Annotated in this window: 22 protein-coding genes; 3 read left to right on the forward strand and 19 right to left on the reverse strand. The window is 62.5% G+C overall.

Going from position 1 to position 25,543, the window contains the following annotated elements; genetic code table 11:
- Positions 1-107 precede the first annotated feature (107 nt).
- A complete protein-coding gene (locus ACN9M3_RS23855; protein ID WP_426163379.1) occupies positions 108-569 on the reverse strand; it encodes a hypothetical protein in 462 nt (153 codons plus the stop codon).
- A 130-nt stretch (positions 570-699) separates the two neighbouring features.
- On the opposite strand from ACN9M3_RS23855, the gene lexA reads away from it, so the two are divergent.
- The 3 genes from lexA to ACN9M3_RS23870 all read left to right on the forward strand — a co-directional run bounded on the left by lexA (position 700) and on the right by ACN9M3_RS23870 (position 4,191).
- Entirely contained in the window at positions 700-1,389 is a 690-nt protein-coding gene (gene lexA / locus ACN9M3_RS23860) for a transcriptional repressor LexA (RefSeq protein WP_426163381.1), read from the forward strand.
- A 204-nt stretch (positions 1,390-1,593) separates the two neighbouring features.
- A complete protein-coding gene (locus ACN9M3_RS23865) occupies positions 1,594-2,622 on the forward strand; it encodes an alpha/beta fold hydrolase (protein WP_426318818.1) in 1,029 nt (342 codons plus the stop codon).
- Positions 2,623-2,727: 105 nt separating this feature from the next.
- Entirely contained in the window at positions 2,728-4,191 is a 1,464-nt protein-coding gene (locus ACN9M3_RS23870; protein ID WP_426318819.1) for a hypothetical protein, read from the forward strand.
- 92 nt (positions 4,192-4,283) lie between these two features.
- Here the strand turns inward: ACN9M3_RS23870 and ACN9M3_RS23875 are convergent, their stop codons facing one another.
- The 18 genes from ACN9M3_RS23875 to ACN9M3_RS23960 form a co-directional block, all read right to left on the reverse strand.
- On the reverse strand, positions 4,284-5,513 hold the full coding sequence (locus ACN9M3_RS23875; RefSeq protein ID WP_426318820.1) for a cystathionine gamma-synthase family protein: 1,230 nt from the start codon (positions 5,511-5,513) through the stop codon (positions 4,284-4,286).
- Positions 5,513-7,039: an amidophosphoribosyltransferase gene (gene purF, locus ACN9M3_RS23880; RefSeq protein ID WP_426163389.1), complete on the reverse strand. Its 1,527-nt coding sequence runs from the start codon at positions 7,037-7,039 to the stop codon at positions 5,513-5,515. The genes ACN9M3_RS23875 and purF overlap by 1 nt, the downstream gene beginning before the upstream one ends.
- Before the next feature lie 39 nt (positions 7,040-7,078).
- Positions 7,079-7,567, reverse strand: coding sequence for a CvpA family protein (locus tag ACN9M3_RS23885; protein WP_426318821.1), 489 nt, complete (start codon positions 7,565-7,567; stop codon positions 7,079-7,081).
- 24 nt (positions 7,568-7,591) lie between these two features.
- Positions 7,592-8,536: an SPOR domain-containing protein gene (locus tag ACN9M3_RS23890; RefSeq protein WP_426318822.1), complete on the reverse strand. Its 945-nt coding sequence runs from the start codon at positions 8,534-8,536 to the stop codon at positions 7,592-7,594.
- An 11-nt stretch (positions 8,537-8,547) separates the two neighbouring features.
- Complete coding sequence (gene folC, locus ACN9M3_RS23895) at positions 8,548-9,837, reverse strand: bifunctional tetrahydrofolate synthase/dihydrofolate synthase (RefSeq protein ID WP_426318823.1); 1,290 nt, start codon at positions 9,835-9,837, stop codon at positions 8,548-8,550.
- A 78-nt stretch (positions 9,838-9,915) separates the two neighbouring features.
- Positions 9,916-10,788, reverse strand: coding sequence for an acetyl-CoA carboxylase, carboxyltransferase subunit beta (accD, locus tag ACN9M3_RS23900; protein ID WP_090439030.1), 873 nt, complete (start codon positions 10,786-10,788; stop codon positions 9,916-9,918).
- Positions 10,789-10,877: 89 nt separating this feature from the next.
- Positions 10,878-11,681, reverse strand: a complete 804-nt coding sequence (trpA, locus tag ACN9M3_RS23905; RefSeq protein ID WP_426163398.1) for a tryptophan synthase subunit alpha — start codon at positions 11,679-11,681, stop codon at positions 10,878-10,880.
- A gap of 114 nt (positions 11,682-11,795) precedes the next feature.
- Positions 11,796-13,037, reverse strand: coding sequence for a tryptophan synthase subunit beta (gene trpB, locus ACN9M3_RS23910; protein WP_426163401.1), 1,242 nt, complete (start codon positions 13,035-13,037; stop codon positions 11,796-11,798).
- Positions 13,021-13,713 carry a phosphoribosylanthranilate isomerase gene (locus ACN9M3_RS23915; protein WP_426318824.1) on the reverse strand — a complete coding sequence of 231 codons (693 nt, stop codon included), beginning with the start codon at positions 13,711-13,713 and terminating at the stop codon, positions 13,021-13,023. The genes trpB and ACN9M3_RS23915 overlap by 17 nt, the downstream gene beginning before the upstream one ends.
- Positions 13,714-13,725: 12 nt before the next feature.
- A complete protein-coding gene (gene truA, locus ACN9M3_RS23920) occupies positions 13,726-14,529 on the reverse strand; it encodes a tRNA pseudouridine(38-40) synthase TruA (protein WP_426163405.1) in 804 nt (267 codons plus the stop codon).
- Between the two features lie 58 nt (positions 14,530-14,587).
- Positions 14,588-17,515, reverse strand: a complete 2,928-nt coding sequence (locus tag ACN9M3_RS23925) for a FimV/HubP family polar landmark protein (protein WP_426318825.1) — start codon at positions 17,513-17,515, stop codon at positions 14,588-14,590.
- Between the two features lie 249 nt (positions 17,516-17,764).
- A complete protein-coding gene (gene asd / locus ACN9M3_RS23930) occupies positions 17,765-18,892 on the reverse strand; it encodes an aspartate-semialdehyde dehydrogenase (protein ID WP_426163411.1) in 1,128 nt (375 codons plus the stop codon).
- 86 nt (positions 18,893-18,978) lie between these two features.
- Positions 18,979-20,046, reverse strand: coding sequence for a 3-isopropylmalate dehydrogenase (leuB, locus tag ACN9M3_RS23935; protein ID WP_426318826.1), 1,068 nt, complete (start codon positions 20,044-20,046; stop codon positions 18,979-18,981).
- 14 nt (positions 20,047-20,060) lie between these two features.
- Positions 20,061-20,708: a 3-isopropylmalate dehydratase small subunit gene (leuD, locus tag ACN9M3_RS23940; RefSeq protein WP_426163415.1), complete on the reverse strand. Its 648-nt coding sequence runs from the start codon at positions 20,706-20,708 to the stop codon at positions 20,061-20,063.
- Positions 20,709-20,768: 60 nt separating this feature from the next.
- Positions 20,769-20,897 (reverse strand): entericidin A/B family lipoprotein, encoded by a 129-nt coding sequence (locus tag ACN9M3_RS23945; RefSeq protein WP_057259662.1) that lies wholly within the window; start codon positions 20,895-20,897, stop codon positions 20,769-20,771.
- 23 nt (positions 20,898-20,920) lie between these two features.
- A complete protein-coding gene (gene leuC / locus ACN9M3_RS23950; RefSeq protein ID WP_426172286.1) occupies positions 20,921-22,324 on the reverse strand; it encodes a 3-isopropylmalate dehydratase large subunit in 1,404 nt (467 codons plus the stop codon).
- Positions 22,325-22,504: 180 nt separating this feature from the next.
- A complete protein-coding gene (locus tag ACN9M3_RS23955; protein WP_426163418.1) occupies positions 22,505-24,379 on the reverse strand; it encodes a chemotaxis protein CheA in 1,875 nt (624 codons plus the stop codon).
- Entirely contained in the window at positions 24,379-25,218 is an 840-nt protein-coding gene (locus ACN9M3_RS23960) for a protein phosphatase CheZ (protein WP_426318827.1), read from the reverse strand. The genes ACN9M3_RS23955 and ACN9M3_RS23960 overlap by 1 nt, the downstream gene beginning before the upstream one ends.
- Positions 25,219-25,543: the final 325 nt, after the last annotated feature.

Here is a 25,543-nt window from a genome sequence, read left to right on the forward strand (position 1 = left end):
CCGCTGGGCTGGCATGCCGGGGCATGGACCAGTCGACGCCGCCTGGAAGCTGCGCCCTTGCATTGCTCCGGGTAAGAACCCTGGATGACGCGCTGCTTGCCTGCGGCTTAATCGCCTGAGGCTTCGCCCCTCGCCGCCATGGCAGGCTGCGTCGCCTCAGACGATTGCAAGATCCCGGCGAGGAACCCGAGCCCGGCCGCCAGCCAGACCAGGGAGGCGACCACATCAAACGTCCACACACGATCGGGGAATTTGTACAAGTAAGGCACCACCAGCAGCCCGCGCAGCAGGCAAATCGCAGCAATCGTGCCCTGCGCCATTTGCGCAAATGGCAACCAGCGCAAGCGCCCTGCGCCAGCCAGCGCATACAAGGAGCAGATCAACATCAAGGCCCCTATGACTACCGCGCCAGCCGGCGCGAACCACGTCCCGGCGCGGGCTGATGCAACGACCTTGGGCGGCGCCTGCAGGAAGGCATACCACTCCGGCCCCAGCCAAGGCGCCGCGAAATGAATCACGGCACCGAACAAGGAAATCCCCGCCGCCAGCAAGAAAGCAAACCGTCCCATCCTGCCCTCCAATGGTTGTCGAAACATTATTAAGCCGAATATTTTCTGTCATTGCAACAAATTTGCTTGCAATTCCTTTCATACTGTACAAAAATACAGACTGTCTATATCCACAGTTCACCATAGCGCCATGATCAAGCTCACAGCACGACAAGAACAGATCCTCAACCTGATCAAGGATGCGATCGACAGCACCGGCTTCCCGCCTACCCGCGCCGAAATCGCGGCGGAGCTTGGCTTCAAGTCCGCCAATGCTGCAGAAGAACACTTGAAAGCCCTGCAACGCAAGGGCGCCATCGAAATTACCGCCGGCACCTCGCGCGGCATTCGCCTGACCGGCAACTTCGGCGGCCCGGCGACCGGTGCAGCAGCGCCGCGCCCGGCCGCTCGTGCCAATGTCGAATTCGACGACATGCCAGCCGTCCCGGCCGGCATGCTGGTTTCCCTGCCGCTGATCGGCCGCGTCGCCGCCGGCTCGCCCATCCTGGCCCAGGAAAACCTGGAGACCACCTACAGCGTCGACCCCAAGCTGTTCTCGGCCAAGCCGGACTTCCTGCTGAAGGTGCGCGGTGAATCGATGCGCGACATCGGCATCATGGACGGCGACCTGCTGGCCGTGAAAAAGACCGACAGCGCCCGCAATGGCCAGGTCGTGGTGGCTCGCATCGGCAACGATGTCACCGTCAAGACCTACCGCAAAACCGGCAGCAAGATCGAACTGCTGCCGGAAAATCCGGACTTCAAGGTGATCACAGTGACCGAAGAAGACGACTTCGCCCTGGAAGGCCTGGCCGTTGGCCTGATGCGAACCTGGCACTAAGACCGTCCTGCGCTCGGGGTGCGACGTGCGCCCTGGGCCTTTCTCCCGCGCTGGCCCGGCTGGCGCAATCCCTGCCCCTCCGCTGGCCAGCATGCCGTTTTAAGCCAGCCTGCGTCTCCATTTCTGCATTCTGTCGCACTCGGGTTCCATGACAAGGGCCGCTCGAGTTATCCTTCTTGCATCGAAAAAAGGAGAGGAGATCACATGCACGTCCGCCGTATCAGCTCGATCCTGTGCGCCTTGGCGCTGTCCATTTCCACCGCATACGCCGCCGCCCCGCAACAGCAGTTCGCCAACATGGGCGACCTGCAGCTTGAAAACAAAGCCACCATCAACGATTGCTCGATCGGCTACCGTACTTTCGGCACCCTCAACGCTGACAAATCAAACGTCATCCTGTTCACGACCTGGCACACCGGCACCAGCCGCGATGCGGCAGGGATGCTGCAAAGCGGCGCCCTGTTCGATCCGGCGCCATGGTACGTGATCGTGGTCGATGCACTGGGCAATGGCGTATCCTGCTCCCCTTCAAACAGCAAGACCCAACCAGGCCCCTCCTTTCCGCAGTTCTCGGTACGCGACATGGTCGCCAGCCAGCACAAGCTCCTGACCGAAAAACTGGGCATCAAGCACCTTCACGCCGTCATGGGCTACTCGATGGGCGGCATGCAGGCCTTCCAATGGGCCGCCAGCTACCCGGGCTTCATGGACGTAGCCATTCCCATCGCGGGCACACCGCGACTGACATCGTCCGACATGCTGTTCCTGCGCATCGTTGAAAAGTCGGTACTTGACGAGCCAGCCTACGCAGGCGGCCGCTATGCCCAGAACCCGCCGCTGCCAATGTATAACCTGCTGTTCGCCATGAACTTCGACAGCCCGGCGCATCGCAGCGCACGCACCGCGCCGAAGGACTTTGAAAAATTCTTCCGCGAGAGCCAGGCCTCCGATCCTGACGGCACTGACGCCAACAATTCCCTCTGGCAGATCCGCGCTGTACTGGGCCACGATATCGCCCAGGGCGGCAAGCTGGAAGACGCGGCGCCGCGCATCAAGGCGCGACTGGTCCCGATCAATGCAGCCCAAGACCACTTGGTCAACCCTGGGCCGGCAATCGCCTTCTCCAAGCTGCGCAAGGAAGAAGCCACCGTGCTTGACACCGACTGTGGCCACGCAGCGCTGCGCTGCGCCATGCCTGCCATGAAGGCCGTTGTGGAAAAAGCGCTACGCTAAACCTGCAGCCTGTCTAGCCAATCCTGCATTTCGTCGCAGCCACGCTCCCCGGGTGGCTGCGCTCACTTACAGTCACAAAAAGCACACCACAACCGGGGAGATTTGATGTTCAAGCCTTTCTGCATCGCAGCTGCGATGCTGGCGGCGCAATCCGCGTTCGCCTTCGACAACCAGGCCAACCACTACCGCCTCAGCATCGACAAGGATGCCAAACGCGCCCACGTCGAAGCCGACGTCTGGGTCGAGGGCCGCGACCTCGCGCTGTTCAACTGCATGCCGATACCGCAGCTCAAAAACGGCCAAGCCGACCTGATCGAAAAACTGCAAGTGCACGACATGGCCGGCAATGCCGTCGTCCTGAAAGACAAGGGCGAAGGCGAATACGACGTGGACGGCGACCGCCGCCTGCGCCTGTCTTACGACATCCGGCTGGAGCACGACAAATACCAATGGCCGGGCGGGAACGAAGAAGTATCCTATCACACCGACGAAGGCTTGATGTCGGTCGGCTATCCCTTGTTCATCGTCCCCGGCGAGAAAATGCTCGGGCAAACCGAAGTCACATTCGACCTGCCGATAGGATGGAAAGCCAATACGCCTTGGCGCAGCACCGGCAAGCCGGGCACCTTTTTGGTCGAGTCGCGGCGTGAACTGGTGAACAACGCCTTCTTCTTCGGCACGGCTCACGCGGAAACCTTCAAGGCGGGCGGTGTTGAAATGACGCTGGTGATGGGCAAGCAGTACTGGAAGCGTCGCGACGCCTTCATCTCCATGATCGACAAGCAGATGAACAGCTACCAGAAGCTGTATGGCCGCGGACCGGTCGCCGACCGCTTCCTGATCGTGATCAACCAGGGCGATAGCGGCGACGGCGGTGCGTTTGCCGGCTCCTTCAGCCAATACCTGAAAGACGACGGCAGCGAAGTCGCCCGTCCGATCTGGGGCAAGGTAATGGCGCACGAACTGGCCCATTTCTGGGATGGCCACTCGCTGGTGCCGAAGAACGAAAGCGAGGAATGGTTCAAGGAAGGGGTGAACGACTACGTCACCGTGATCACCATGGCGCGCAACAAGCTGATGGACCGCAGCATGCTGATCCAGCAGCTGGAAAATCTCGCACGCGGCCAGAACGTCGCGCGCAACGTGCAAGGCTTGACCGTCACCGTACGCGAAGCGGTGAAGGACAAGCACCGCAACTGGCTGCTGGTCTACGGCGGCGGCACGATCGCCGGCCTGGCGATGGACGTCGAACTGCGCAAGGCCAGCAAGGGCAAGGTCAGCCTCGACACGCTGCTGAACGAGATGTACAAGGAGTTCGGGCACAAGGGCAAGCAATACGACCAGGCCGATATTGTCCGCATCGGCAAGGCGATCAGCGGCGTCGACCTCGACCCGCTGCTGAACAACATCGTCGCCACCAGCAAGGCGCCGGATCTGAGCCCGCTATTCAAGGAGATCGGCCTGCGCCTTGAGCAATTCGGCATGCTGGAAACCTACCTGCTGCGCGACCCGGCCGCGACAGTGGAGCAGAAAGCCCGCTTCAGCGCCATCTTCGGCGTCCCGTACTAAATAAAAGTCGGGGTCAGGTCTGGCAATCCGCCACGTTTTTCGCATGGCGAAAAACGTGGCGGATTGCCAGACCTGACCCCGACTTTCGTCTCTTAATCCAATGCGTTCTTGAAGTCGGCGATCAGGTCGGCGGTATCTTCGATGCCGACGGAGACGCGAATCAGGCTCTCGGCGATACCCATCGAAGCGCGGCGTTCGGGGCCCATCTCGTAGAAGATGGTGTGCGAGACCGGGATCACCAGCGTACGCGTGTCGCCGAGGTTGGAAGTCGGGATCGCGAGCTTCAGCTTGTTGAGGTAGTCGAAGCAGTCGATGCCCTCCTTCAGCTCGAAGCTCAGCAACGAGCCGAAGTCCTTGAACAGCTCCGCTGCGATGCCATGCTGCGGGTGCGATTTGAGGCCCGGGTAGTACACGGCTGCCACGCGCTCTTCGGCTTCCAGCATTTCGGCCAAGGCGCGCGCGTTGGCCGACGTGCGGTCCATGCGCAGTGCCAGCGTTTCGGCGCCGACGGCGATATGGTGTGCAGCTTCCGGCGCCAGCGATGCGCCGAAATCGCGCAGCGCCTTGGCGCGGATTTGCACCAGGCCCCACTGCACCGCTGGATTTTTCTTGTAGTTCTCGAAGATATTCGGGAACCTGGTCCAGTCGTAAGCGCCGGTGTCGGTCAGCGCGCCGCCCAGAGCGTTGCCATGGCCGCCGATGGATTTGGTCAGCGCATTCACCACCAGGCCCGCGCCCACGTCCTTCGGCCGGAACAGGTAGGGCGACGTCATCGTGTTGTCGACGATGTACAGGATACCGCGCGCGGCACACAGTTCACCGATGCGTTTGAGGTCGGCGATCTGGGTGCGCGGGTTGGCGATGGTCTCCACGAACACCATGCGGGTTTCTGGCTTCAGCGCCGCGGCTACGTTTGCCACGTCGGTGGCGTCGACAAAGTCCACGCCCACGCCCTGCCCCGCCACGGTCTGCCACAGCGAGTTGGTATTCCCGAACAGGAACGACGACGACACGACATGGTCGCCGGCACGCAGCAGCGCCTGGAACACGGCGCCGATGGCGCCCATGCCCGTGGCAAAGCAGATCGTGCCCACGCCCTGCTCCATCTTGCTGACCTTGTCCTCCAGCGCGGCAACCGTCGGGTTGCCCTGGCGGCCGTAGCGGAAGCCCGGCTCCTTGCCCTGGAACACCGACGCCAGCTGGCGCGCGTCGGCGTAGCCGAACGTCACCGAGGTATGGATCGGCTTATGCAGGGAGCCGTGTTCGATGCCTTTCTGGCGGTCGTTGTGCAGGATGGTCGTCGTGAAGCCGTAGTTCTTCATCAGGATTCCGTCGTAGCAGTGTTCAGGTTCAGTTGCGTGCGTGCCGCGTCTTCGGCAACCTTGGCCTTGGTCGGGTTGTGGCGCGCCTGTTCGATGCGGTCCAGGTACTCGGCCGACACGTCGCCGGTGATGTACTTGCCGTCGAAGCAGGAGGCCTCGAACTCGGTCAACGCCGGGTTCACGTCGGCGATCGATTTCTTCAGATCTTCCAGGTCCTGATAGACCAGCGCGTCGGCGGTGATTTCCTTGCAGATTTCGTCCAGCGTGCGGCCGTGGGCGATCAGTTCGTCGCGGGTCGGCATGTCGATGCCGTACACGTTCGGGTACAGCACTGGCGGTGCGGCGGAGGCGAAGATCACTTTCTTGGCGCCGGCTTCGCGCGCCATTTGCACGATCTCGCGTGAGGTGGTGCCACGCACGATGGAGTCGTCCACCAGCAGCACGACCTTGTCCTTGAATTCGTCGCCGATGGCGTTCAGCTTCTGGCGCACGGATTTCTTGCGCATTGCCTGGCCCGGCATGATGAAGGTGCGGCCGATGTAGCGGTTCTTGATGAAGCCTTCGCGGTAATCCACACCCAGGCGCATCGCCAGCTGGATCGCGGCAGGACGCGAAGAGTCAGGGATAGGCATCACGACGTCCACGCCTTCGGCCAGGCCTTCGCGCTTGATCTTGTCGGCCAGGTATTCGCCCATCTTCAGGCGGGTGTTGTAGACCGAGGCGCCGTCAATCACTGAGTCGGGACGCGCCAGGTAGACATATTCGAACACGCATGGATTCAGTTTTGGCGCAGCGGCGCAGATCTGCGCATGCAGCTGGTTGTCGTTGTCGATGAAGATCGCTTCACCCGGCAACACGTCGCGCACGAAGCGGAAGCCCATGCCTTCCAGCGCGACGGATTCGGATGCGATCATGTATTCGGTGCCGTCGGCGGTTTCGTTCGCCCCCAGGCACAGCGGGCGGATGCCGTTCGGGTCGCGGAAGGCCAGCATGCCGCTGCCTGCGATCTGCGCCACCGCGGCATAGCCGCCGCGCACGCGCTTGATCAGCACCGTCACTGCCTGGAAGATGTTGGCCGGGGTCAGGGTGACGTCCGTGGAGGCTTTCTGGATCTCGTGCGCCAGCACGTTCAACAGCACTTCCGAATCGGAATCGGTGTTGATGTGGCGGCGGTCGTTCTTGAACATCTCGTCCTTGAGCTGTTCCCAGTTGGTCAGGTTGCCGTTGTGCGCCAGCGTGATGCCGAACGGCGCGTTGACGTAGAACGGCTGCGCTTCTTCTTCGCTGGAGGAACCGGCGGTCGGGTAGCGGCAGTGGCCGATACCGGAATTGCCGTTCAGCGAACGCATATTACGGGTACGGAACACGTCGCGCACCAGGCCATTGGCCTTGTGCATCGAGAACGTGTTGCTTTGGTTGGTTGCGATGCCTGCCGCATCCTGGCCGCGGTGCTGCAACAGCAGCAGCGCGTCATACAGCATCTGGTTGACTGGTTGGTGGGATACGACGCCGACGATGCCACACATGGTGTGCTCCTAAACTTGGTGCTGCGGATTTAAAGAATTCTAAAAATGGACATGCTCCGCCATCGCGGCGGGCAGGAATGGTTTCACGGTACGCACGCCGGATTCCGCCATGGGACTCAACAGCGCGCCTTTCCAGAATTCCTGCTTGGGCATGGAGGTCATCCCACACAATATGACGCCGGCCAGCACAATCACAATGCCCCGGCCGAGCCCGAACAGGGCTCCCAGGCCGCGGTCGGCGAACGACAGGCCGCCGGCTTCGATCAGCGCATTGATTGCCATGGTCAACAAGGCCATGAGGATGAGCACTCCGATAAACAGCGCAATGAAGGCAACGATCAGGCGCACCACCTCGCCCGGCAGGGCTTCCGGCAGCATGGGCGCGAGCCATGGACCGTAAGCGTTGGCGATGACGAAGGCAACGATCCAGCCAGCCAGCGACAATACTTCCTTGACCAGGCCGCGCATGGTACTGATGACGATGGATGCGATCAGCACGAAAATAACCAGGTAATCGAAAATCGTCACGTCAGCGCAGCCTCAAATCGTCAGTCAGGCCGGGGTCACGTTGCCGCTAAGGCCCAGTTTGCCCAGCTTGGCTTTGACCTTTTCGGCCTCTTCCTTGTTCGGGAATGGACCGACTCGCACGCTGGTCAATTCGCCGTTGGCGGTGTTGACTTTCTGCGCATAGGACTTGATGCCGGCTTCGCCAAGCTTGCGCTGCAGCTCGTCCACTTTGTCTTTGGTCGCGAAGGCGGCGACCTTGACCACGTATTTGGTCGAAGGCGCTGCTTCGGCTGGCTTGCCTTCCAGGATAGCCATGGCGCGCGCATCGTCAGTGTGGGCAGGCTTGGCTTCCTGTTTAGGTTCCGGTTTCTTTGGTTCAGGCTTCGGTTCGGGATGCTTCACCTCGGCCTTGGCGACTTTCTGCTCGGTCGCTTTCGGTTCGGCCGCTTTTGGCGGCTTCGGAGTTTCGGTCACGGCCGGCTTGGTCGGCACGTGGACAATCTCTTCGCCTTTATCCAGCGACGCGCCCGCTGCGGCAACAGGAGCCACGGTACGCGTCGATGGCGACGCGGAGACTGGCTTGTTGGCCGCCGGAGCTGGCGCCTGGGCAGGCTGCTCGAGCGCAGGCGCCACGGCAGGGCCGCCATTCAGCGGTTCGCCCGGCTTGTCCTTCGACGGCATGCTGATGGCGATATCGGACACCGATGATTTCGGCTCCGAGTCGAGCAGCATCGGCAGGCCGATGGCAACGGCCAGCGCCAGCGCGATCGCGCCTACCAGGCGACGGCGGGCGCGTTTCTTCTCCGGCAGGACCGGATCGGGGGAATTTTTGCTGGAATTGCGGCGCGGCGCCGCGTCGGCGCCAGCGCTGGATGCGCGCTTGGAACGGGCCTTTTCGTCCAGGGCCCTGTCGTCCTGCGCGCGGTAGTAGCCGCTGTCTTCACCAGCAGCATCTTGCTTGTTTTTGCCAAATTTCGATAACAAGCCCATGCGGAATGTTCTCAGTGGAGTGAGGATTTTTTCGCCGCCATGACGCCGGCGACAGTCAGAAATGATCCAAAGACCACAATTCTATCATTCTCGCCTGCCCTGCTCATCGCATTTGCGAATGCCTGGCCTGGATCATCGAAAATATTGACGGTTTTTTCGTCCATTTTCGGCTCAATTAGCTGCACCTTGGCAGCCAGCTCGGAAGCGGTGGCTGCGCGCGGCGATGGCAAATTGGTAAGGCACCAATGGTCCACGCATGGCGCCATGGCCTTGATGACGCCATCGATATCCTTGTCGTGCATGGAACCGAACACCGCGAAGGTAAATGGGCTGAAGCCCATATTGCCTACGTTCTGCGCCAGCGCCGCCGCCGCGTGCGGGTTGTGCGCCACGTCGTAGATCACCGTCGGACGGCCTGGCAGCACCTGGAAGCGGCCCGGCAGCTCTACCATCACTAGCCCGGTACGCACCTCCTGCGCGCCAACCGGCAGCTCCATCTTCAGCGCCTCCAGGGCCGCCAGCGCCGCGCAGGCGTTCAGCAACTGGTTGGCGCCGCGCAGGCCGGGATAGGCCAGCGAATTGCGGCGCTGCGACCGGCCGCCGTAGTTCCACTGCTGCTTGTCGCCCGCATAATTGAAATCGCGGCCCATCAGCCAGAGGTCAGCGCCGATTTCCATGGCGTGGTCGATCAGGGACTGCGGCGGCACCGGGTCGCTGCAGATCGCTGCCTTGCCGGTGCGGAAGATGCCGGCCTTTTCAAAGCCGATCTGTTCACGCGTACCGCCCAGGTAATCGACGTGGTCGATATCGACGCTGGTCACGATCGACACGTCGGCATCGATCACATTGACCGCATCCAGGCGGCCGCCCAGGCCAACTTCCAGGATGACCACGTCCAGCGTCGCCTGCGACATCAGGTGCATGATGGCCAGCGTGGTGAACTCGAAATAGGTCAGCGAAATATCGCCGCGCGCCCGTTCCACGAAATTGAAGCTCTCCACCAGCTGTTCGTCGCTGGCCATGTTGCCGTTCAGGCGCGCACGCTCATTGAAGTGCAGGAAGTGCGGCTTGATGTACAGGCCGACACGGTAGCCGCCTTGCAGCAGGATCGATTCCAGCATGGCGCAGGTCGAGCCCTTGCCGTTGGTGCCGGCCACCATGATGACCGGGCACTTGAAGGCAAGCGCCATGCGTTCCTTGACGGCGCGCACGCGGTCCAGGCCCATATTGATGACGGTTTCGGCATGGCGCGACTCGATCAGCGCAAGCCATTCAGGGAGGGTATTCGGGAGATTGGACATTGTCGCCAGGGAGGGATTTTTGGGCGCGCAGCGCAGGAGGCTGCGCGCGCCGGTGATACTTAAAACTCGACGTAAAGCTTAGGCCAGCACTTCCGCGGCCTGGTTCTGCATCAGCGCCAGCAGGCGTGCGATTTCTTCGCGCATCTGGCGGCGGTCCACGATCATGTCGATCGCGCCCTTGGTCAGCAGGAACTCGGAACGCTGGAAGCCTTCCGGCAGCTTTTCACGCACGGTATTCTCGATCACGCGCGGGCCGGCAAAGCCGATCAGCGCCTTCGGCTCGGCCATCACCACGTCGCCCATGAAGGCGAACGATGCCGACACGCCGCCCATGGTCGGGTCGGTCAGCACGGAGATGAACGGCAGCTTCTTCTCGGCCAGCTTGGTCAGCATGGCAGTGGTTTTTGCCATCTGCATCAGCGACAGCAGGCCTTCCTGCATACGTGCGCCGCCGGTGGCGGTCACGCAGATGAACGGCACCTTCTGCTCCAGCGCCACCTGGGCCGCGCGGGCAAAGCGTTCGCCCACCACGGAACCCATGGAGCCGCCCATGAATTCGAATTCGAAGCAAGCCACCACAACCGGCAGGCTCATGATCGAGCCGCCCATCGCGATCAGGGCGTCGGTTTCACCGGTGGCTTCCATCGCCTGCTTCAGGCGATCAGGGTATTTCTTGCTGTCCTTGAACTTCAGCGTATCGACCGGCAGGGTCTCCTGGCCGATTTCATAACGGCCGCCGGCGTCCAGCAGTGCATCCAGGCGCTCGCGGGCGCGGATACGCATGTGGTGGTCGCACTTGGGGCAGACGTGCAGGTTCGACTCGAGGTCGGTACGGTACAGCACTGCCTCGCAGGATGGGCATTTCACCCACAGGCCTTCAGGCATTGTCTTGCGAGCGGCAGCTTCCGAGCGCTGGATGCGCGGTGGCAGCAATTTTTCCAACCAGCTCATAAATTTCTCCTCTTGCACTAACTTAGGCCGGAAGTGTAGCCGGTTCTGCCTGTCCTGTCGAACAAAACAGGCAGAACATTGCTCTCAAATCAACGGTTTTCGTCGAGTGCCTGGCGAATGCCGGAAACGAACGATCGTACTGATTTTGCAGCATTTTCCGGGCCGGCCGCTTCGATTTCCTGGATGATGCGGCTGCCGATCACCACCGCATCGGCCACCGAAGCCACAGCCTTGGCCGTGGCGCCGTCGCGGATGCCGAAACCGACGCCCAACGGCAGCTGGACGTGCTTGCGGATCATGTCCAGCCGGCGCGCCACGTCTTCGGTATCGATATGGCCGGCGCCGGTGACGCCCTTCAGCGACACATAGTACGTGAAACCGCTGCCGACGCGCGCCACTTGCTGCACGCGCTGCTCGGTCGACGTCGGGGCCAGCAGGAAGATCAGGTCCTGCCCGGCCGCGCGCATCTTGGCGGCGAATTCCTCGCACTCTTCCGGGGGGTAGTCGACCACGATCGCGCCATCGGCACCGGCGGCGCGGCTGGCGTCGATGTAGGCGTCGGCGCCGAGGCGCTCGATCGGGTTGGCGTAGCCCATCAGGACGACTGGGGTGGTCGTGTTGGTTTTGCGGAATTCGCGCACGAAGTCGAAGCAGTCGCGGATGCCGACGCCGTTGGCCAGCGCACGCTCGCAGGCGCGCTGGATCACGGGACCTTCGGCCATCGGGTCGGAGAATGGGATGCCGAGTTCGAGAATGTCGGCGCCGCCCTCGACCAGGGCGTGCATCAGTTCCACGGTTTTGCCGGGCTGCGGGTCGCCTGCGGTGATGAAGGTGACCAGGGCTTTCTTGTTTTGCGCTTTCAGGGCGGCGAAGGTTTGTGCGATACGAGTCATGTTTTTTCCTTTCAAACCGGTAAGGCAGTGTCTGACCCACGGGGTCAGACACTGGTACGCGGCGGTCGCTGGCCAGGTGCCTGACCCTGCGGGTCAGGCACCGGTTTACCGGTTTTAGAACTGCAGGCCGGCGCGCTGGGCGACGGTGTGCATATCCTTGTCCCCCCGGCCCGACAGGTTGGCCAGGATGATCTTGTCCTTCGTCAGTGTCGCCGCCAGCTTGGCCGCATAGGCCAGCGCATGCGAAGACTCCAGCGCAGGAATGATCCCCTCGATATGGCAGCAATCATGGAAAGCCTGCAGCGCCTCATCATCGGTGATCGACACATACTGCGCACGTCCCGAATCCTTCAGGTAGGAGTGCTCAGGGCCCACGCCCGGATAATCCAGGCCCGCCGACACCGAGTGCGTCTCGATAATCTGCCCGCCCTCGTCCTGCAGCAGGTAAGTGCGGTTGCCGTGCAAAACGCCCGGATAGCCGGCCGTCAGCGAAGCAGCGTGCTTGCCGGTGTCCAGCCCCTCGCCTGCCGCCTCCACGCCCACCAGCGCCGTCGCAGCCTGGTCGATATAAGGATAGAAAATACCCATCGCATTCGAACCGCCGCCGATGCAGGCCACCACATAGTCCGGCTGGCGCCCGGTCATCTCGGGCATCTGCTGCAGGCATTCCTCGCCGATCACGGACTGGAAATCGCGCACCATCATCGGATACGGATGCGGACCCGCCACCGTGCCGATGATGTAGAAAGTGTTTTCAATATTGGTGACCCAGTCGCGCATCGCCTCGTTTAGCGCATCTTTCAGGGTCTTGGAGCCGGATTCCACCGGCACCACGGTCGCGCCCAGGAGCTTCATGCGATACACGTTCTGCGCCTGGCGTTTCACGTCCTCGCTGCCCATGTACACCACGCATTCCAGGCCGAAGCGCGCGCAGATGGTGGCAGTGGCAACGCCGTGCTGGCCGGCGCCGGTTTCGGCGATGATGCGCGGCTTGCCCATGCGCTTGGCCAACAAGGCCTGGCCGATCACGTTGTTGATCTTGTGCGCGCCGGTGTGGTTCAGGTCTTCGCGCTTGAAGAAGATTTGCGCGCCGCCCAGTTGCTCGGACCAGCGCTTGGCGTGATACACAGGCGATGGACGGCCGACGAAGTGCTTCAGCTCATAGCGGAACTCTTCAAGGAACAGTTCGTCCTTGCTGTAGCGGTCATAGGCTTCGCGCAGCTCGGCCAGCGCGTAGCTCAGGGTTTCGGCAACGAAGGAGCCGCCGTAAGGGCCGAAATGGCCGGTGGCATCAGGCAGGTGGTAAGACGAGGCGTGGAACAGGTGCGCAGGAGGCGCATCAACCGGGGTTTTCATGGTGCGGATCTTTCTCAATAGTGGCATCTGCTGCCCGCACGCCGCGGATGAAGTCCGCGATCAGGCGAGCATCTTTGATACCCTTGGCGCGCTCGACGCCACTTGAGACGTCAACCGCGTAAGGGCGAACGCTGGCCACTGCGCCAGTCACATTTTGCACGCTCAAGCCACCACTCAAAACGGCCCGATGCGCGAGATCTTTTGGGATTAGGGACCAATCGAAAACCTTTCCTGCGCCGCCATATGCATCCACGAAGGTGTCGAGCAGGAGGCCCGAGAACAAGCCACTGGATGCGCGGCAAAGTCGCTCATATTCTAGCAGCTCAGCGCCGCTTGTGTCGGGTTTGACGCGGAAGACACGCACAAATGCCCTGCCCGCCGCACGCGCCGCTTGCGCGCATTGCTCCGCGGTTTCGTCGCCATGGAATTGCAAAAGTGACACTGGCGCGACTGCCACCGTGTCGGCCACCTGCTGCGCCGTGTGATTGACGAACAGGCCGACCGGCGTCACGAAGGGCGGCAGCAGCGTAATCAACTCGGCCGCGCGGGCCGGCGCCACGTAGCGCGGGCTCTTCTCGTAAAACACAAAACCCACCGCATCGGCGCCTGCAGCGACGGCTGCCTGGACGTCTTCTTCGCGGGTCAGGCCGCAGATCTTGATGCGCGTGCGTGGCATGGATGAATTTCCTCAGAAAGCAGGCAGGATGCTGGGCTCCTCGTACGGCAAGCCCCATTTTGCGTCGTATTCGATCCGGGACAGGTACAGGCCGTCCGGCATGAAGGTCGGCGCCGCCTTGGTGCGGTCCTTCCCTTCCAGCAGTTCTCCCATCCAGTCGGTATTTTCCCGTCCCTGGCCAACGTAGACCAGCGAGCCGACCAGGTTGCGCACCATATGGTGCAGGAAGGCGTTGGCGCGCAGCGTGAACAGGATCATGTCGCCGTGGCGCTCGATCTCGATCATCTGCATTTCCTTGACCGGCGTTTTGGCCTGGCACATGGAGGCGCGGAAGGCCGTGAAGTCGTGGGTGCCGATCAGCGGCTTGACGGCTTCGCGCATGCGCTCCACGTCCAGCTTCCAGTGGGTGAAGCCGGCGCGGCCTGCCAGCAGCGGCGAACGCACCTGGTGGTTGTACAGCAGGTAATGATAAGTACGGGACCGGGCGCTGAAGCGCGAATGGAATTCCTGCTCCGGCGTCGGCGCTTCCGGCAGGTAGCGCGCCCAGCGCACGCCGATCGATTCGGGCAGGAAGGCATTGATGCCGCGCACCCAGGCGTGTTCGGCGCGATCGAGTTCGGTGTCGAAATGCACCACCTGGTTCAAGGCGTGCACGCCGGCGTCGGTGCGGCCGGCGCAGGTTGTGCCCAGCCTGACGCAGGCGAAACGCTCGATGGCTTCCTCCAGCTTGTTCTGCACGGTCTGGCCGTGCGGCTGGATCTGGTAGCCAAGCCAGTCGGCGCCGTTGTACTGAACCCCTAATGCAATGCGTTTCAAAATAAAAAATGCCCGGTCAGATTGATCTGTGACCGGGCATTATACGGCGAATCAGGGATTAGCCGAGCTGGGCGCGCATTGCCGAAGCACGGGAGACCTGGTCGTCGCTGCCGCCGCGGATCACTTCATCCAGCAGCTCGCGGGCGCCTTCCTTGTCGCCGATTTCCTGGTAAGCCACAGCCAGGTCCAGCTTGGTGTCCATTTCCATGTGGAGGGCGGACATTTCTTCCTCGTTCTTCGGTGCCTCGGCCACTTGGGCCGCGCCGCCGAGATCAAGGTCGATGCCGGACAGGTCGAAGTCCGCTGCTGCCGGCGCCGGTGCCGCGGCAGGTGCGGCTTCCATTGGCAGGTCCAGCGCAAAGTCGGCCACCGACAGCGGTGCTTCTTCCACCGGCGCTGCTGCTGGCGCGCTTGCCGCAGGCAGCGAAAAGTCCATGCTGCTCAGGTCTGCCAGCGGATCGGCTGCCGGTGCCGCCGGCTTGGACTCGCTTGGCAGGTCCAGGTTGAAGTCCATGCCGATATCGGCCATCGCATCAGGCACTGGGGCTGCTTCCACCGTTTCCACCTTGGCAGCCGGGGTATCCAGGCCCAGGTCGAAAGACAGGTCCTGTACTTCTTCCGCAGCCGGGACAGGCGCCGGCGCAGCTTCAGCCACGACTGGCACCGCAGGTGCAGGCTCGTCGAAGCTCAGGCCACCGAGGTCGAAGTCCAGGGTGTTGCTGTCGGCAGCTTTCGGGCTTGGTTTGGATTCTTCAGCCAGGGACGGCAGCGCACCTGCGTCGCGGTCCAGGTCAAAGTCCATCACGCTGGCAGCAGCCGGTGCGGCGTCCTGGCTCAGGTCCAGGTCCAGGCCATCGGCAGCAGTTTTGGCTGGTGCAGCGGGCTCAGCAAACATCGCAGCGAAGTCGTTGAGCTCATTCGACTCGCTGGCTACGAAAGGGGCTGCACCGGCGGCAGCGGCGGCGCCGCCCATGCCGGCAGCGGCCTTGGCTTGCGCTGCACTGACGTACAGTGGATTGTCAGGATCGATGCTGACACCCAGCGCAGCAGCTTGCGCCCACTCATCGCCCACGCCCTTGGTCATCGAGTACAGCTCGCTGGCCTGGGTTTCGAAGGAACGTGCATCCTTGCGGCCGGCATAGATTTCCAGCAGCTTCAGGCGCACTGGGTGGCGTTCCGGATGGACGCGCAGCGCCTCCTTCAGGATTTCCTCTGCCTGGGCATCGCGGCCGTAAGCGATGTACACATCGGCTTCCGCCACCGGATCGACTTCATTGGTATCGAGCTGGCTGGCCGAAGGTGCGAAGTTGGAGTTGAACACGCTGTTGCTGGTGTCCACGCTCTGGCCGCCGGTTTCGGCGAACAGCGAGTGCGCGGTGGTGCCAGGATCGCCCAGCACGCTGGCTGCTTCCGTATTCGGCAGCGCCAGTTCTTCGGCAGCTTTGCGGCGGCGGACCACCATCAGCGCTGCGATGCCCAGCAGCGCAGCAACGCCGGCGCCGATCACCTTAATGTTCTCCATGATCATGTCGACCAGGCCCGGCTCGACCTTCGCAGGAGGAGGCGCAGCTACGGAACGCTTCGGCTTGGCTGGCTTCTCTGGTGCGGCTTCCGCCGGCGCCGAGGCTTCCGGAGCCGGTGCCGTAGCTGCTGGAACTGGAGCCGGGGCTGGAGCGGATGCAGCAGGCGCAGGCGTCGGTTCGGACAGCTTGACAGCCGGGCTGGCAGCCGGTGCCGCGGCCGCCGGCGCAGGGGCTGGAGCGGGTGCCGGCGCGCTGGCCTTCGCTTGCGCGCTGGCGGCTGCCTTGCTCTTCACCTCCATCAGCTTCTCGAGATTGTTGACGTTCTTTTCCAGCTCCTTCACGCGGGCGCTGGCGTCCGCCATCTGGCGGTCCTTGGCGATCTTGTCTTCCACCGCGCCGGTCTTGCCTGGCTTGCTGGAAGTTTCGCCTGCCTTGGACAGTTTCAGCTGGTCTTTCGACTCGGTGACGGCAGTCGGGCGTTCCTTGACCTGGGCGGTGATCTTGCCGGTCTGGCTTTGCTGGGATTCCGCTTCCTTGGACGGAGTCGCCGCAGCCACCTGGCCTGCCAGCTTGGAGCGGTAGGCGTTGAAGTCGGCAGCATGCGCCACCACCACGCCGTGGGCTTCGCCCTGGCTGGTGCCCTTGACGGTGCCGGCATCCGGCACGGACAGGATGGTGCCGGACTTCAGGCGGTTCATGTTGGAGCCGTTGAACGCATCCGGATTGGCGCGGTACAGCGCAACCAGCATCATGTCCAGCGACACGTCGGCCGGTTTCAGGCGGCCGGCGATCTTGCCCAGCGTATCGCCCTTCTTGACTTGATAGCTGTCAGCGGCACCGTCCTGGGCGGCAGCGGCGCGCGGCGCAGCGGCCGGCTCCGGTGCACGCGACGGGGCGGCCGCTGCCGACGGCGCGGCGCTTGGCGCAGCTGCTTGGGCCTGTGCTGCAGCAGCAGGCGCGGCCGCAGGGGCTGCTGCCGGCTTGGCGGCAGGACGCGAACGCTGCGCCGCCACTTGCGCCGAATTGGTCGTGCGCAGGTCGGCCGGGTCCAGCAGGAAGGTGTACTCGCGTACCAGGCGACCGTTAGTCCAGGTCAATTCCAGCAGCATGTCAACGAAAGGCTCGTTGATCGGCTGGGACGAAGTAATGCGGATAAATTGGCGCGAGCCACGGGCTTCGACCTCGAAGCGCAGGCTGAGCAATGCCGAATTGAAGTCGATATTGGCGGCACGGAAGGCATCCACCGAGGCCAGCTTGGCCACCAGTTCGGATGCTTCTTCAGGGGTAACGGCAGTCAATTCGATTTCGGCGCGCAGCGGCTGCCCCAGCGAGGAGAGCACAGTGAGCTTGCCAAGGCCTGCTGCGTTGACGGAAATAGGTGCGAGCACTGCACCGCTGAGCATGGCAGCGGTCAGTGTTTTCAACGCGAACGAAGCGACCTTGGAAGGTTTTTGAACAGGCATAGTGAGCGACGAAAAATGGTTAACGTGGAAACAAAGTTACTTTTCCAGAGGTCTCAACATAACATCATGCTTTGGAGCATGCAAGCATTGTCCCACTATTCTTCCTTTAAAGGAACTATTCTGTTTCGTTCATGCCGAAAATATTCCTTCGCCCAAAGAAAAAGCCGGAATTTCCTTTGAAATCCGGCTTTTAGAAAATACTGTTTAACTTGTTTATTATTCAGTAGTTATTAGCTGATTAATAACAGTTTATTTATCCAATACGATGCGCAGCATGCGGCGCAGCGGCTCGGCCGCGCCCCACAGCAGCTGGTCGCCCACCGTGAAGGCCGACAGGTAGTCGCCGCCCATCGACATCTTGCGCACGCGGCCGACCGGGATCGTCAGGCTGCCGGTGACGGCGGCCGGGGTCAGTTCCTTGACCGACGCCTCGCGGGTGTTCGGCACGAACTTCACCCACTGGTTGTCCTTGGCGATGATGTCGTTGATCTCGTCCAGCGGCACATCCTTGCGCAGCTTGATGGTCAGCGCCTGGCTGTGGCAGCGCATGGCGCCGATGCGCACGCACAGGCCGTCGACCGGGATCGCGGAGGCGGAGAAGCCTTCGCCGCGACCCAGGATCTTGTTGGTCTCGGCGCCGCCCTTCCACTCTTCCTTCGACTGGCCGTTGCCCAGGTCCTTGTCGATCCATGGGATCAGGTTGCCGCCCAGCGGCACGCCGAACTGCTTGGTTTCTTCCGGCGACAGGCCGTGCTGGGTGGCCAGCACCTGCTTGTCGATTTCCAGGATGGCGGAAGCCGGGTTGTCCAGCAGGTGCTTGACGGAGGCGTTGATGGTGCCGTACTGGGTCAGCAGCTCGCGCATATGCTGGGCGCCGCCACCCGATGCCGCCTGGTAGGTCATGGAGGTCATCCACTCCACCAGGTCCTGCTTGAACAGGCCGCCCAGGCCCATCAGCATGCAGGACACGGTGCAGTTGCCGCCGATGAAGTTCTTCACGCCCTTGGCCATCGCGTCCTTGATCACGTTCAGGTTGACCGGATCGAGCACGATCACAGCGTCCTTGTCCATGCGCAGGGTCGACGCGGCGTCGATCCAGTAGCCGTTCCAGCCCGCTGCGCGCAGCTTCGGGAATACCTCGGTGGTGTAGTCGCCGCCCTGGCAGGAGATGATGATCTCGCAGCGTTTCAGTTCGTCGATGTTGGTGGCGTCCTTCAGGGTAGTCTCGTTCTTCGCCATCTTCGGCGCAGCGCCGCCGGTGTTCGAAGTGGAGAAGAATACCGGCTCGATATGGGCAAAGTCGCCCTCTTCCTGCATGCGCTGCATCAGGACCGAACCGACCATGCCGCGCCAACCAACCAGACCTACGAGTTTCATTTTGCTTTCCTTTGGGGTTAATTCGTTTCAATTCTAAACCGGAACCCGGTGTCTGACCCTGCGGGTCGGACACTGGTTTACCGGTTCTAGAGCGCCGCCACCACCGCATCGCCCATCTGCCCGGTGCCCACCTTGTTGGTGCCCTCTTCGTAGATGTCAGGCGTGCGCAGGCCCTGGGCCAGCACCTTCTTGACTGCGTTTTCGATGCGGTCGGCCTGCTCCGCGCGATTCAGGGAGTAGCGCAGCATCATGGCAGCCGACAGGATCGTGGCCAGCGGGTTGGCAACGTCCTTGCCCGCGATATCGGGAGCCGAGCCGTGCGATGGTTCGTACAGGCCCTTGTTGTTGGCGTCCAGCGAAGCCGATGGCAGCATGCCGATCGAGCCGGTCAGCATGGCCGCGGCGTCTGAGAGGATGTCGCCGAACATATTGCCGGTGACGATGACGTCGAATTTCTTCGGCGCGCGCACCAGCTGCATGGCGGCGTTGTCGACGTACATATGGTCCAGCGCCACGTCCGGGTATTCCTTGTGCACGTCGGTGACGATGTCCTTCCAGAACTGGAAGGTCTCCAGCACGTTGGCCTTGTCGACCGAAGTCAGGCGCTTGGCGCGCTTTTGCGCCGCCTGGAACGCCACGTGGGCGATGCGGCGGATCTCGCCTTCCGCATAGCGCATGGTGTCGAAGCCTTCGCGCTGGCCCTTGAACGGGCCGTCCGGGCATTCGCGCACGCCGCGCGGCTGGCCGAAGTAGATGTCGCCGGTCAGTTCGCGCACGATCAGGATATCCAGGCCCGACACCACTTCTGGCTTGAGCGTCGAAGCGCCGGCCAGTTCAGGGTACAGGATGGCAGGACGCAGGTTGCCGAACAGGCCGAGGTTCTTGCGCAGGCCGAGGATTGCCTGCTCCGGGCGCAGCGGACGCTCCAGCGTGTCGTACTTCCAGTCGCCGACGGCGCCGAACAGCACGGCGTCGGCCGCCTTGGCCAGCGCCAGGGTGTCTTCCGGCAGCGGGTGGCCCTTGGCTTCATAGCCGGCGCCGCCGACCGGCGCGGTTTCCATCTCAAACTTTTCGTCGAGCGCGTTCAGGACCTTGACGGCCTGGCTGACGATTTCCGGGCCGATGCCATCGCCCGGCAGGATTGCGATTTTCATTATTCGATCTTCTGTTAGATAACGTTGGCCAGCCAGGGCTGGCTGGCAAGACGGCGCTCCTCGAACGCGCGGATCTCGTCGGCGTGGCGCAGGGTCAGGCCGATATCGTCGAGACCATTCATCAGGCAGTACTTGCGGAAGGCGTCGATCTCGAAGGGATAGGAGACGGAGCCGTTGCTGGTGCCGACACGCTGCTGTTCAAGGTCCACTACCAGGCGGTAACCCGGGAAGGCCTTGACTTCGTTGAACAGATGATCGATCTGCGCTTCAGTGAGGACGACCGGCAGCAGGCCGTTCTTGAAGCAGTTGTTGAAGAAGATGTCCGCAAAGCTTGGCGCGAGGATGGCGCGGAAACCGTACTGGTCGAGCGCCCACGGCGCGTGTTCGCGCGAGGAGCCGCAGCCGAAGTTCTTGCGGGTCAAAAGAATCGAGGCGCCCTGGTAGCGCGGCTGGTTCAGCACGAAGTCCGGGTTGAGCGGGCGTTTGCTGTTGTCCATGCCCGGTTCGCCGTGGTCCAGGTAGCGCCACTCGTCAAACAGGTTGGGGCCGAAGCCGGTGCGATGGATCGACTTCAGGAATTGTTTCGGGATGATCGCGTCGGTATCGACGTTGGCGCGGTCAAGGGGTGCAACTAGACCTTCGTAGACGGTAAATTTTTCCATGATTCTCAACGAGGTGGCGACAGCGGGCCGGCATGCTTGGCGCAGCCCGCAGTGCGGCGGTTATTTACTGCCCGCGCCTTCCATTTTCTGGCCGACTTTCTGGACATCCTTGCCGAAGCCTGCAACGGTATTGCAACCGGTCAGGGCGAAGGCGGTGATAGCAATGGCGATGGCGAATAGTTTCTTCATGATGTGTCTCTGGCAGATTATGGTTAGCGGATGGATCGAACATCCACAAAATGGCCGGCGATACCGGCAGCCGCCGCCATGGCGGGAGACACCAGGTGGGTGCGTCCGCCCTGGCCTTGACGGCCTTCAAAGTTACGATTGGAAGTGGACGCGCAGCGCTCGCCCGGATCGAGGCGGTCGGCGTTCATGGCCAGGCACATTGAGCAACCCGGCTCGCGCCACTCAAAGCCGGCGGCCTTGAAGATCGCATCCAGGCCTTCACGTTCGGCCTGCTCTTTCACCAGGCCGGAACCCGGCACCACCATCGCCAGCTTCACGTTGGAGGCGCGCTGCTTGCCGCGCACGACAGCAGCGGCGGCACGCAGGTCTTCGATGCGCGAGTTGGTGCAGGAGCCGATGAACACCTTGTCGATGCGGATGTCTTCGATGCGGGTGTTAGGCGTCAGGTTCATGTACACCAGGGCCTTTTCCATGGCGTCGCGCTTGACCGGGTCTTTTTCCTGGTCAGGATCGGGTACGCGGCCGTCGATTGAAGTCACCTGCTCCGGCGAAGTGCCCCAGGTCACCTGCGGCAGGATCTGGGCCGCATCCAGCGTCACCACGAAGTCGAACTTGGCGCCCGGGTCGGAATGCAGGGTGCGCCAATAGGCCACCGCCTGTTCCCATTGCGGACCTACCGGCGAATAAGGACGGCCCTTGACGTAGTTGATGGTGGTCTCGTCGACAGCGACCATGCCGGCGCGCGCGCCCGCCTCGATTGCCATGTTGCAGACCGTCATGCGGCCTTCCATCGAGAGCGAGCGGATCGCCGAGCCGGCGAATTCGATCGCATAGCCGGTGCCGCCAGCAGTGCCGATCTTGCCGATCACGGCCAGCACGATGTCCTTGGCGGTCACGCCGGCCGGCAGCACGCCGTCGACCTGCACCAGCATGGACTTGGACTTCTTGGCCAGCAGGGTCTGGGTCGCCAGCACGTGCTCCACTTCCGAGGTGCCGATGCCGTGCGCCAGCGCGCCGAACGCGCCGTGGGTCGACGTGTGCGAGTCGCCGCACACCACGGTCATGCCCGGCAGGGTCGCGCCCTGCTCCGGGCCGATCACGTGCACGATGCCCTGGCGCTTGTCGTTCATGTTGAAATAGGTCATGCCGACCGACCTGGTGTTCTTGTCCAGGGTTTCCACCTGCAGGCGCGAGACCGGGTCTTCGATGCCGTGCGAACGGTCCGTGGTCGGAACGTTATGGTCGGCCACGGCCAGGTTGGCCGACAGGCGCCATGGCTGGCGGCCGGCGTCGCGCAAGCCGTCGAATGCCTGCGGGCTGGTCACTTCGTGGACCAGGTGGCGGTCGATGTACAGGAGGGCGGTGCCGTCTTCCTCAGTGCGTACTACGTGGGATTCCCAGAGTTTGTCGTAAAGCGTTTTCATGATGCTGCCGTAATAGGTGATCCGTTTGATTATGCCATATTTTGTGCAATGCAAAACCCGGCTGTTTTCCGCCTTGTGAGCAATCCAACGTAGATTTCGAGCGATGGCGCCAAATAAAAAAAGCCCGCAGCCCCTTTTTGGGAGGCTGCAGGCTTGTGTTTTCTTTATTTTTCGAAGGAGGCTTTAGGCCGCCATTCGTACACTTCCCCTGCAACCGTCCATCAGGAACGATAGGCCAACCACTAGGACCAGGTCGCCCTCCGCGGAACGCGCGGTACCGGTAATGCCGTCCACCGACAGCGCGGTCATCGGTTTGATGACCAGGTCGGCAGTGCCGTCCACGGCCGCTACGGCCAGGATGTATGGCTGCGGCGAGTTGATGACGATGCCCACGCGCTCCGAGCACGGCTCGTAGCCCAGCGCACCGGCCAGCGAACGCACCGGCAGCGGACGGCCCTGGTCCTTGAGGACTGGCGCGCCGCCCACTTCCATGAATACTTCCGGCAGTTCGACCACGCGCTCGACCACCGCCATCGGCAGCGCCAGCAGCGCGCCCGAGGTGGAGACCAGCATGGTCGGCACGATCGACAGCTCGATCGGCAGGCGGATGGCGAACTTGGTGCCCTTGCCCAGTTGCGATTCGATGTGGATGGCGCCGCGGTTCTTTTCCACGGCGGTCTTGACCACGTCCATGCCGACGCCGCGGCCGGACACTGAGGACGCCACTTCCTTGGTCGAAAAGCCCGGCAGGAACACCAGCTGGTAGGACTCGTCGTCCGACAGGTTGGCGCTTGGCGAGATCAGCCCCTTTTCCGCTGCCTTGCGGCGCAGCGCCACCGGGTCCATGCCCTTGCCGTCGTCCTGCAGCACGATCATGACGGAGTTGGCCTCCTGCCACGCCTTCAGGGAGATGTAGGCTTTCGGCGGCTTGCCGATGGCCATGCGGGCGTCAGGCGCTTCCACGCCGTGGTCCAGCGCGTTGCGCAGCATGTGCACCAGCGGGTCGTACAGGCTGTCCACCACTACGCGGTCCACCTCGGTTTCCGCGCCTTCGATGGTCAGCTCGACTTCCTTGCCCAGGTCCTTCGCCAGTTCGCGCACCAGGCGCGGGAATTTCTGGAACAGGCGGCCGACCGGCTGCATGCGGGTCGCCAGCGTGGCGCGCTGCAGTTCGGTGGAATAGCGCGAAGCGCGTTCCAGCGTCTCGGTCAGGGCCGACATCAGGGTCGCAGCCTGGCCTTCGAATTTGAATTGCTGCAGGCGCTCCAGCAGCACGGCTGCCTGGTTGGCGGCCTGCACCGACTCGCCGGCCACTTCGAGCAGCGCGTCGAGCTTGACGGCGTCGATACGGATCGATTCTTCCTTGGCCGGCGCGCTGGTCGGCTTGGCTTCGCCGGCCGGACGTTCGCGCACTTCCGGCGCCGCAGCGGGCGTGGCGGCCGGCGCGCCGGCTGCGGCGTGGGCCGCAGCCACGCCTTCGGCACGCGCATCGACAGCAGGCCGCACGTAAGTACCGGGTGGCACCACGGCTTCGTACATGCCTTCCCAGTCAAGGCCATCGGCCGACGGCGCGGCAGCTGGCGCAGCGCCCGGTGCGGCGGCGGCAGGGGCAGCCGCGGGAGCGGCGGCAACCGGCGCGGCGGCCGGCTTGGCCTTGCCCGCAGCGGAGCTGGCCTTGCCCTCGATCGCATCTTTCAGGATCGCTTCCAGGTCGGCCGGCATCGGCGCCAGCTGGTCCGGCGCGGTGCCGTTATTCAGGTCGGTCAGCTGGTCGGCCACGAAGCCGGAAGCCTGCAGCGCCGCTTCGATCGACAGCGGCGTGACCGGCGCAGCGCCGGTGCGCAGCGCATCGAACAGGTTCTCGGTCAGGTGGCAGGCCGACACCAGCGCCCCCAGGTTCATGAAGCCCGCGCCGCCCTTGATGGTGTGGAACGAGCGGAAAACTGCGTTCAGCGTTTCCTTGTTGTCGGGGTCACGTTCGAGGCGCAGCAAGTGCTCTTCGACGTTGACGGCCAGGTCCATGGCCTCGACAACGAACTCCTTGAGCATATCGTCCATTAGAACCCCAGGTCGGCAAGCAGGTCATCGACGCTGTCCTGATTCAGGGCTTCCGATGGGACGGATGGACCCGACATCAGCGACACCTCTTTCTGCGCAATCTTCTCGCGCACATCGGCCGGCGCATTGTCCTTCAACAGTTGCGCCAGTTCGGATTCGACCTTCTTGGTGATGGCGACGACCTTCTTGATCAACTGGCCGGTGATGTCCTGGAAGTCCTGGGCCATCATGATTTCCAGCAGGCGGGCTTTCTCCGCCTCCGTTGCTTGCGCTACCTTGCTGGCAAAAGCGCGCGAATCGCCCGCCAGGGCCTTGAAGTCCTCAATGCTCAGCTTGCCTGCGAACAGGTCGGCCCAGCGGTCTTCCATTTCCTTGGCCTGCTTGGACAGTACTTCCTGCGCCGGCATGCCGTCGTCCAGGGTATTCAAGACCTTGTTGGCAGCCTGCTCGGTCAGCGAGGCGACATATTCCAGGCGGTCCTGCGCGTCCACGATCTGGGTCGACGCTTCAGTCAGGGCCTTGTCGTAGCCCAGTTCACGCAGCGAGTCGTGCAGCAGGCGCACAATGCCGCCCAGGCGCTCGAACATGCCCTCGGCGTGCTCGCCGCCTTCCGCGGGCGCCTCGCCCGCCGGGGCCGGGGCCGCTGCCGGCGCTGCGGCAGGGGCTGCCGTTTTGCTGGACGCTGCTACGGAATCAAACAGGCTTTCCAGGTCATCAGAATCGCCCGACTCGGATGCCGCAGCGGCCGGAGCCGGCGCTGGAGCAGGTGCAGGCGCATTGGCCCGTTGCGCGGATACTTCCTCAAATAATGCATCGAAATCATCAGCGGCGTCGGTCATAATTCCTGCTTCTCCATTACGTTTCAAATTGCCAAAACATTGTCAAATTTAACGCTCGGCAATAAATTGGGTTCTCTCGCGAGTGTAACAGGGGCAGCCCCCACAGTTCAATCTCTTAGGTGAAGCCGGATGGCCCTACAAGTGTACTGTTGTATTTGCGGATCGTGTGAAATACACGCTGCAAGCCCCTGAAATAACGGGAATTTGCGGCATCTGCGATGTCCTCGTGACAGTTTCTTGATAATTATCAACTCTTTACAGCAGAACAATACTGGCAAACGGGGCTACAATGAAGGCAGGAACTGGCTCTTTTAAATAGTTAAAG

The sequence above is a fragment of the Pseudoduganella sp. R-43 genome (assembly GCF_049913255.1).
Taxonomy (GTDB): Bacteria; Pseudomonadota; Gammaproteobacteria; order Burkholderiales; family Burkholderiaceae_D; genus Rugamonas.

Bases quoted from the DNA above. Each gene is read 5' to 3' on its own strand.
- ACN9M3_RS23855 (WP_426163379.1), bottom strand. From the start codon at position 569: ATGGGACGGTTTGCTTTCTTGCTGGCGGCGGGGATTTCCTTGTTCGGT.
- lexA (WP_426163381.1), top strand. From the start codon at position 700: ATGATCAAGCTCACAGCACGACAAGAACAGATCCTCAACCTGATCAAG.
- ACN9M3_RS23865 (WP_426318818.1), top strand. From the start codon at position 1,594: ATGCACGTCCGCCGTATCAGCTCGATCCTGTGCGCCTTGGCGCTGTCC.
- ACN9M3_RS23870 (WP_426318819.1), top strand. From the start codon at position 2,728: ATGTTCAAGCCTTTCTGCATCGCAGCTGCGATGCTGGCGGCGCAATCC.
- ACN9M3_RS23875 (WP_426318820.1), bottom strand. From the start codon at position 5,513: ATGAAGAACTACGGCTTCACGACGACCATCCTGCACAACGACCGCCAG.
- purF (WP_426163389.1), bottom strand. From the start codon at position 7,039: ATGTGTGGCATCGTCGGCGTCGTATCCCACCAACCAGTCAACCAGATG.
- ACN9M3_RS23890 (WP_426318822.1), bottom strand. From the start codon at position 8,536: ATGGGCTTGTTATCGAAATTTGGCAAAAACAAGCAAGATGCTGCTGGT.
- folC (WP_426318823.1), bottom strand. From the start codon at position 9,837: ATGTCCAATCTCCCGAATACCCTCCCTGAATGGCTTGCGCTGATCGAG.
- accD (WP_090439030.1), bottom strand. From the start codon at position 10,788: ATGAGCTGGTTGGAAAAATTGCTGCCACCGCGCATCCAGCGCTCGGAA.
- trpA (WP_426163398.1), bottom strand. From the start codon at position 11,681: ATGACTCGTATCGCACAAACCTTCGCCGCCCTGAAAGCGCAAAACAAG.
- trpB (WP_426163401.1), bottom strand. From the start codon at position 13,037: ATGAAAACCCCGGTTGATGCGCCTCCTGCGCACCTGTTCCACGCCTCG.
- ACN9M3_RS23915 (WP_426318824.1), bottom strand. From the start codon at position 13,713: ATGCCACGCACGCGCATCAAGATCTGCGGCCTGACCCGCGAAGAAGAC.
- ACN9M3_RS23925 (WP_426318825.1), bottom strand. From the start codon at position 17,515: ATGCCTGTTCAAAAACCTTCCAAGGTCGCTTCGTTCGCGTTGAAAACA.
- asd (WP_426163411.1), bottom strand. From the start codon at position 18,892: ATGAAACTCGTAGGTCTGGTTGGTTGGCGCGGCATGGTCGGTTCGGTC.
- leuB (WP_426318826.1), bottom strand. From the start codon at position 20,046: ATGAAAATCGCAATCCTGCCGGGCGATGGCATCGGCCCGGAAATCGTC.
- leuD (WP_426163415.1), bottom strand. From the start codon at position 20,708: ATGGAAAAATTTACCGTCTACGAAGGTCTAGTTGCACCCCTTGACCGC.
- ACN9M3_RS23945 (WP_057259662.1), bottom strand. From the start codon at position 20,897: ATGAAGAAACTATTCGCCATCGCCATTGCTATCACCGCCTTCGCCCTG.
- ACN9M3_RS23955 (WP_426163418.1), bottom strand. From the start codon at position 24,379: ATGGACGATATGCTCAAGGAGTTCGTTGTCGAGGCCATGGACCTGGCC.
- ACN9M3_RS23960 (WP_426318827.1), bottom strand. From the start codon at position 25,218: ATGACCGACGCCGCTGATGATTTCGATGCATTATTTGAGGAAGTATCC.